Consider the following 7202-nt stretch of genomic DNA (forward strand, 5'->3'; position numbering starts at 1 on the left):
TTTTTCAGAAGCTCTACGCCTGTGCCGCCTTTTCCGATCACGATACCGGGCTTGCCGGTAAAGATATTGACGGAAACCTTCTGCGCCGCACGTTCGATCTCGATCTTCGAAATGCCCGCAGCATATAATTTCTTTTTCAAGAATTTTCTGATTTTATCATCTTCAACGATATAGTCCGCAAATTTGGACTTTTTCGCCGTCCATCTGGCATCCCAATCTTTGATGACGCCTACCCTAAAACCATGGGGATGTACTTTTTGACCCATCGTGTACCTCCTTATTTGACCTGATCCAAGATAATTGTGATGTGACTCGTTCTCTTGCGAATCCGAGTCGCCCTGCCCTGCGCGCGCGGCCGAAACCGTTTGAGCGTGGGGCCCTGATCAGCAAAAACTTCTGCAACGAACAGCGTATCTGCCGAAATATTCATGTTGTTTTCCGCATTTGCAATCGCAGAATTCAGAAGCTTTCCGACGGGTTCTGTAGCGCCGTTGGGCGTGTTCATAAGAACTGCCTTCGCATCCGCTACGGAAAGTCCCCTGATGAGGTCGATCACAGCCTTAACCTTGCGGGAGGAAATGCGAAAGTATTTTGCGATGGATTTTGGTCTTCTATCTTTTTCTTCTTGCCGTTTTGCGGCTTTTTCTCTTTGTCTTGTAGCCATAATGCTTTACCCTCCTCTCGGTTATCTGGACGATTTCTCGCCCGCGTGACCCCTGTATGTCCTCGTCGGGGCAAATTCGCCTAACTTGTGTCCTACCATGTCCTCCGTCACATAAACGGGAACAAATTTTCTGCCGTCATGTACGCCGATCGTGTGTCCTACCATATCCGGGAAGATCGTCGACGGACGCGACCATGTCTTCAGCACTTTTTTCTCATTTTTCTCGTTCATCTCAACGATGCGTGCCAGAAGCTTTTCATTTATAAATGGTCCTTTTTTTATTGACCTACTCATATCTGCAAATTCACTCCTTCAATTATTTAGCGTTTCTGCGTTTTACGATAAATTGGTTCGTCGGGTTTTTCTTCTTCCGCGTCTTGTACCCAAGCGTAGGCTTACCCCACGGCGTTACAGGACCCGGACGTCCGATCGGCGCTTTACCTTCACCACCACCATGCGGATGGTCGTTCGGGTTCATTACGCTACCGCGCACTGTCGGGCGGACACCCATATGACGCTTTCTTCCCGCTTTACCGATGTTGATGTTTTCCTGATCGGCATTGCCGACCTGACCGATCGTTGCTTTTGCGACAACCGGGATCATCCTCACTTCGCCAGAAGGAAGTCTTACCTGCGCATACGCGCCTTCTTTCGCCATCAGCTGTGCTGCGTTGCCCGCGCTTCTCACGAGCTGCGCACCTTTGCCGGGCTTCATCTCCACATTGTGGATCATCGTACCGACCGGGATAGACGCAAGCGGCAACGCGTTGCCGGGCTTGATGTCCGCTTCCGGGCCGGAAACGACTTTGTCGCCGACTTTGAGGCCAACCGGAGCGATGATATATCTCTTTTCGCCATCCAGATAATGAAGGAGGGCAATGTTTGCGCTTCTGTTCGGATCGTATTCGATGGTCGCAACCTTAGCCGGGATACCGTCCTTGTTGCGTTTAAAATCGATGATCCTATATTTTCTCTTCGCGCCGCCGCCCACATGGCGGACAGTGATCTTACCATGTACGTTTCTGCCACCCGATTTCTTTAAGGAAACCAGCAGCGATTTTTCGGGTGTGGTCGTTGTGATCTCTGCAAACGCCGAAACCGACATGAACCTTCTGCCCGGAGAAGTTGGGTTGTATTTCTTAATAGCCATAAATAAATAACCTCCCTAGCCGCTTATTGTGCCATGCTCTCGAAGAATTCAATCGCTTTGGATTCTTTCGTGAGCGTCACATAAGCTTTTTTCGTTTCGGGCCTTCTGCCCTCCGTGCGTCCCTGTCTTTTCAGTTTGCCCTGTTTACGGGAAGTGGTGACCGCTTTCACTTTCACCTCAAAGATTTCTTCTACCGCCGACTTGATCTGCGTTTTATTTGCTCTTGTATCCACCAAAAACGTGTATGTTTTCTTGGGGATCAGGTCGTAGCTTTTCTCTGAAAGAATGGGCTTTATAATGATATCATGCATATCTTTCATTACGCGTACACCTCCTCGATTGCTTTTACCGCATCTTTGGTGATGATGAACTTGTCATATCTCAGGATGTCATAAACGCTGAGCGTCGCTGCGAGCGTCGTTTTTACTCCCTGGATATTTCCTGCTGCACGCACAACGTCTTCGTCCTTACCGTTTGTCACGATAAGCGCTTTTGCTGCATTCAGGTTCTTTAAGATCGCCACCATTTCCTTCGTTTTGGGAGCCTTCATCTTAAGGTCTTCCATCACGATCATATCCTTGTCCGCAACCTTTTGGGAAAGTGCGGAGCACAGCGCGAGTGCGCGTACCTTCTTGTTGAGCTTCTTGTCATAGCTTCTCGGCTTAGGCGCAAATACGACGCCACCGTGCGTCATTTGAGGCGCGCGGATCGTGCCCTGGCGGGCCCTGCCTGTACCCTTCTGTCTGAAAGGTTTGATGCCGCCGCCGCGAACTTCGCTGCGTGTGAGCGCGGATTGTGTGCCCTGTCTTTTGTTTGCCAGGTGCGCAACAACTGCGTCGTGCATCACTACTTTATTTATCTCTGCGCCGAAGACTTTATCGCTCAGCTGGATTTTTCCAGCTTCTTTGCCGTCGGTCTTATAAACTGATACGTTTGGCATAATTGCTTTCCTCCTTCTTCATCAAGCGGTCTTAGCGCGATTTCACGCTTTTTTTAATTGTTACAAGGCCGCCCTTCGATCCGGGGATCGCGCCCTTGATTAAGATCAGGTTTTTGTCTACATCCACTTTGACGACTTCCAGGTTCTGCACGGTGATTTTTTCAACACCCATATGCCCCGGAAGGCGTTTGCCTTTCATGACTTTCGCAGGGGATGCGCACGCACCCATAGAACCGGGGCGCCTGTGATAACGGCTACCGTGGCTCATCGGCCCTCTGTGCTGGCCCCAGCGCACGATATTGCCCTGAAAACCTTTACCCTTAGAAGTAGCCGAAACGTCGATCTTCTCGCCCGCTTCGAAAACGTCCGCTTTGATTTCCGTGCCCGCTTCAAGCTCAGACGCATCTTCCAAGCGGAATTCGCGCAGGTAACGCGTAGGCGTTGCCTTCACTTTGCTGAAATGGCCTTTTTTAGGCTTGTTCACGTTTTTCTCTTTGATTTCACCAAATCCGATCTGCAGTGCGTTGTAACCGTCTGATTCTACCGTTTTCTTCTGAACGATAACGCAAGGTCCGGCTTTCACTACTGTCACGGGAACGACTCTGCCATCTTCTGTGAAGATCTGAGTCATACCGACTTTTTCACCCAGTATAGCTTTCATGTTTTCTCCTCCGTCTTATCGCTTGTTTTACAGTTTGATTTCGATGTCCACGCCTGCAGGCAGGTCGAGACGCATGAGCGCATCCGTTGTCTTAGCGTTTGCTTCGAGTATATCTATCAAGCGTTTGTGTGTTTTGATTTCAAATTGTTCTCTGGAATCCTTATATTTGTGCGTTGCACGAAGGATCGTGATGATCTCTTTGCTCGTAGGGAGCGGTACAGGACCTGAAATCTTAGCGCCTGTACGTTTTGCTGTTTCCACAATTCTCTGAGCGCTCTGGTCGATCAGGTTGTGGTCATAAGCTTTCAGTTTGATTCTGATTCTCTGGCTTGCCATTTATTTATCCTCCTTTGTTCCGCGGCACAAGGCCGTCCTCGCCGATACACATAGCCGTGTGTATCGCATTGGTTTTTTCGGACAGAAAACCCTGTTTCTGCCCCTTTTGGAGTCATCCGAATCGAGTCCGGACGCTTATCAGCGGGAACTATCCGATGGCTGATCGGGAACCTCTCGCCTCAACTCAAAATGCGCGCACATAGCGCAACGTACTAAATTATACAACATGGAAACCTTGATTTCAAGCATTTTTTCGAACTTTTTTTGCATTTTTTCCAAAAAGCGGAAAATAGTGTTTCCCATAAAAAAACACCACAAGATATAGTTACCCGGCTCGCTTTCTATCTATAACAGAATACTGTATACTTTAATGAAAGTTGTTTCATCCACACTGTTTTTGCTTATTTATGAAGAGAGTTTTACTAACAGGGGGAATTGGTTATGTGGACACAAACAAGCCCGATACTGCTTGCGCTCGCAGGCACGCTGGTAACTTTTGCGGCAACTACGCTTGGTTCGTCGTTCGTATTCTTTTTCCGCGGAGAGATCAACCAGAAGATGCAGCGCGTCTTTCTGGGGTTTGCGGCGGGCGTCATGATCGCCGCCTCCGTATGGTCTTTGCTCATTCCCGCCATAGAGATGGCAGAGGAGCAAGGCATGACAGGGTGGATACCTGCGGCAGGCGGGTTCGCGATTGGCGGACTTTTCCTGTTTGCGCTGGATCACCTGATCCCGCACCAACATCCGGGCAGCGACAAACCCGAGGGGATCCACGCCCATCTGGGCAAGCGCTCCATGTTGTTTTTGGCCGTCACCCTGCACAACATTCCGGAGGGGCTTGCCGTAGGGCTTGCCTTTGCCATTGCGGCAGGTTCGGGCGGCAACGCAGTTACGCTTGCTTCCGCTGTTGCACTCGCGATCGGCATCGCCCTGCAAAACATTCCGGAAGGCGCTGCCATTTCACTGCCACTGCGCCAGGAGGGACTGTCGCGTGGCAAAGCCTTTATGTGGGGCACACTCTCGGGCGCGGTCGAACCGATCGCCGCCGTGATCGGTGTTCTGCTGATCGGTTCCATTACAGGCATAATGCCCTGGCTTCTTGCCTTTGCTGCAGGAGCAATGATCTACGTTGTCGTAGAAGAATTGATCCCCGAAGCACACCTTGGCGAGCACTCCCATTCGGGTACCGCAGGCGTGATGGTCGGCTTTATCATCATGATGATACTCGATGTGGCGCTTGGCTGAGCATTCCTACCATAATATGTATCTATCATTTTTCTGGGGGATAGCCGTTTGAAACAGCGCGAAACATTTGGTTCACGGATCGGTTTTATTCTGATCTCCGCAGGCTGTGCGATCGGACTTGGTAACGTATGGCGTTTTCCGTATATTGTAGGACAGTACGGCGGCGCGGCTTTCATTATTATCTTTCTTTTCTTTCTGGTCATTCTCGGTCTTCCGATCCTCGTCATGGAATTTTCAGTCGGGCGCGCAAGCAAAAAAAGCGTAGCCCGTTCTTTTCAAGCGCTTGAACCCAAGGGCAGCAAGTGGCATTTTCACGGTTACATCGCCATTGCAGGAAACTATCTGCTGATGATGTTTTATACTACAATTGCAGGCTGGATGGCCGCTTATCTGTTCAAAACTGCGGCTGGCGACTTTGCAGGACTGTCCGCACAGGGCGTTGCCGCAGAATTTGCAGCAGTACAAGCCGATCCCATGCCACAGATTGGCTGGATGGTGCTCATCACTGCACTTGGCTTTATCGTATGTGCTCTCGGCGTACGAAAGGGACTCGAAAAAGTTTCAAAATTTATGATGACCAGCCTGCTCGTTGTCATGGTCGTCCTAGTGATCCGTGCGGTCACACTGCCGGGGGCACAGGCCGGGATTGAATTTTATTTGAAGCCCGACTTTTCAAAGCTGATGGAGCACGGCCTTGCCAACGTGATCTTTGCCGCCATGGGGCAGGCGTTTTTTACGCTCAGTGTCGGCATCGGCAGTATGGCGATCTTCGGCAGCTATCTGAGCCGTGAGCGGCGGCTGTTTGGCGAATCTTTGAGCATCACCGCGCTCGATACCTTTGTCGCCTTGCTCGCAGGACTGATCATTTTTCCCGCATGCTTCTCCTTTGGCGTAAATCCCGGCGAAGGCCCGGGGCTTATTTTTGTCACCCTACCCAATATCTTCAACTCCATGCCCGGCGGACAGGTATGGGGCATATTTTTCTATATCTTCATGGTCTTTGCCGCCTTTTCCACAGTCATTGCCGTATTTGAAAACATCCTTTCCTTTGGTATGGATTTGTTTGGCTGGTCGCGCAGGAAATCCGCCCTGATCAATACGTTCCTCATGATTGGGCTCGCTTTGCCGTGCGTCCTCGGGTTCAACCTGCTTTCCGGTTTTGCGCCGCTTGGCCCCGGAAGCACGATCCTCGATCTGGAAAACTTTATTGTCAGCAACAATCTCCTGCCCTTAGGTTCCCTCGTCTATCTTTTGTTTTGTACGACGCGGTATGGCTGGGGCTGGGAACCTTTTATTGCCGAAGCAAACACCGGGCGTGGCCTGATGTTCCCCTCCAAAATACAGTGGTACTGCAAATATGTGCTGCCTTTCATCATCCTGTATATATTTGTGCAAGGCTACATCCTGATGTAATCTCAATCCATTTTTCATAACATGAAATTCATTTCTTCTTTTTGGAAACCCTGCAATGTGATTGACATTGCTTTTTTTGATATGCTACCTTTAATATATCTATCGGAAAAGGAAGGTGACATATATATGAAGATTATTATGGGCGGCGATTTTGGCGGGTATGATCTCAAAGAAGCCGTGAAGGCGGACCTGTTATCCAAAGGATACGAGATATTTGACGTATCCCCCGGTGCTCCACTTTTGTATCAGGACGTCGCAAAAGCAGTGGCAAAGGGTGTGCAGAGCGGCGAATACGACCGCGGCATCATGATGTGCGGCACAGGCATGGGCATCAGCATCATCGCCAATAAGTACAGGGGCGTATACGCAGGCCTGTGCGAAAGTGTGTATACCGCATGGCGCTCCAAGGCCGTCAACAATACCAATGTCCTGTGCATGGGCGGGTTCATCGTCGGCCATGTGCTTGGCGTCGAGATGGCCAATGCGTGGCTCAACGCACAGCACATGGAGGGTCTTAGCCCCGAGATGAAAGAAAAATGCGCCAAAGAATCTTTGGCCTTTGCAGAAGTCGAATCAGAAATATACCGCTAAGCGGCAACAAAAAAGAGCAGGTACAGATACCTGCTCTTTTGCTTTGTCTCTGATTAGTCAACGATAACGCCGGATACTACCCCAGACCCTACCGTACGTCCGCCTTCTCGAATTGCGAACCGCAGTCCTTCTTCGATCGCGATCGGCGTGATCAGCTTGATCTCCATCTCGATGTTATCTCCCGGCATTACCATCTCCGTGC

11 protein-coding genes and 1 pseudogene are annotated in these 7202 nt (G+C 50.1%); 3 read left to right on the plus strand and 9 right to left on the minus strand.

Annotated elements, in window-relative coordinates; translation table 11 throughout:
• From VB081_RS13355 to rpsJ, 8 genes are all read right to left on the minus strand, one after another.
• Window positions 1–266 (minus strand): KH domain-containing protein (locus VB081_RS13355; RefSeq protein WP_323401274.1); only part of this gene is annotated, 266 nt, incomplete at its 3' end.
• An 11-nt stretch (window positions 267–277) separates the two neighbouring features.
• Entirely contained in the window at window positions 278–664 is a 387-nt protein-coding gene (gene rplV / locus VB081_RS13360) for a 50S ribosomal protein L22 (RefSeq protein WP_323401275.1), read from the minus strand.
• Between the two features lie 21 nt (window positions 665–685).
• Window positions 686–958: a 30S ribosomal protein S19 gene (gene rpsS, locus VB081_RS13365; protein ID WP_323401276.1), complete on the minus strand. Its 273-nt coding sequence runs from the start codon at window positions 956–958 to the stop codon at window positions 686–688.
• A gap of 22 nt (window positions 959–980) precedes the next feature.
• Entirely contained in the window at window positions 981–1814 is an 834-nt protein-coding gene (gene rplB / locus VB081_RS13370) for a 50S ribosomal protein L2 (protein WP_323401277.1), read from the minus strand.
• A gap of 23 nt (window positions 1815–1837) precedes the next feature.
• The gene (rplW, locus tag VB081_RS13375) at window positions 1838–2134 is read right to left on the minus strand and encodes a 50S ribosomal protein L23 (protein ID WP_323401278.1); all 297 of its coding nucleotides are present in this window, start codon (window positions 2132–2134) and stop codon (window positions 1838–1840) included.
• Window positions 2134–2754 carry a 50S ribosomal protein L4 gene (rplD, locus tag VB081_RS13380; protein WP_323401279.1) on the minus strand — a complete coding sequence of 207 codons (621 nt, stop codon included), beginning with the start codon at window positions 2752–2754 and terminating at the stop codon, window positions 2134–2136. Before rplD ends, rplW begins: the two co-directional genes overlap by 1 nt.
• Before the next feature lie 31 nt (window positions 2755–2785).
• On the minus strand, window positions 2786–3415 hold the full coding sequence (rplC, locus tag VB081_RS13385; RefSeq protein ID WP_323401280.1) for a 50S ribosomal protein L3: 630 nt from the start codon (window positions 3413–3415) through the stop codon (window positions 2786–2788).
• Window positions 3416–3442: 27 nt separating this feature from the next.
• Complete coding sequence (gene rpsJ / locus VB081_RS13390) at window positions 3443–3751, minus strand: 30S ribosomal protein S10 (protein WP_323401281.1); 309 nt, start codon at window positions 3749–3751, stop codon at window positions 3443–3445.
• A gap of 441 nt (window positions 3752–4192) precedes the next feature.
• Here rpsJ and VB081_RS13395 point away from each other — a divergent pair, with 441 nt between their 5' ends.
• From VB081_RS13395 to VB081_RS13405, 3 genes are all read left to right on the plus strand, one after another.
• A complete protein-coding gene (locus tag VB081_RS13395; protein WP_323401282.1) occupies window positions 4193–4996 on the plus strand; it encodes a ZIP family metal transporter in 804 nt (267 codons plus the stop codon).
• A 48-nt stretch (window positions 4997–5044) separates the two neighbouring features.
• Window positions 5045–6409 (plus strand): sodium-dependent transporter, encoded by a 1365-nt coding sequence (locus VB081_RS13400; RefSeq protein WP_323401283.1) that lies wholly within the window; start codon window positions 5045–5047, stop codon window positions 6407–6409.
• A 126-nt stretch (window positions 6410–6535) separates the two neighbouring features.
• Complete coding sequence (locus VB081_RS13405) at window positions 6536–7000, plus strand: RpiB/LacA/LacB family sugar-phosphate isomerase (protein WP_323401284.1); 465 nt, start codon at window positions 6536–6538, stop codon at window positions 6998–7000.
• A gap of 53 nt (window positions 7001–7053) precedes the next feature.
• Here VB081_RS13405 and tuf read toward each other — a convergent pair.
• A pseudogene (tuf, locus tag VB081_RS13410) lies at window positions 7054–7202 on the minus strand (elongation factor Tu); the annotation flags it as partial.

Origin of the sequence: Christensenella sp. (genome assembly GCF_034927525.1) — a bacterium.
Classification (GTDB): Bacteria; Bacillota; Clostridia; order Christensenellales; family Christensenellaceae; genus Christensenella.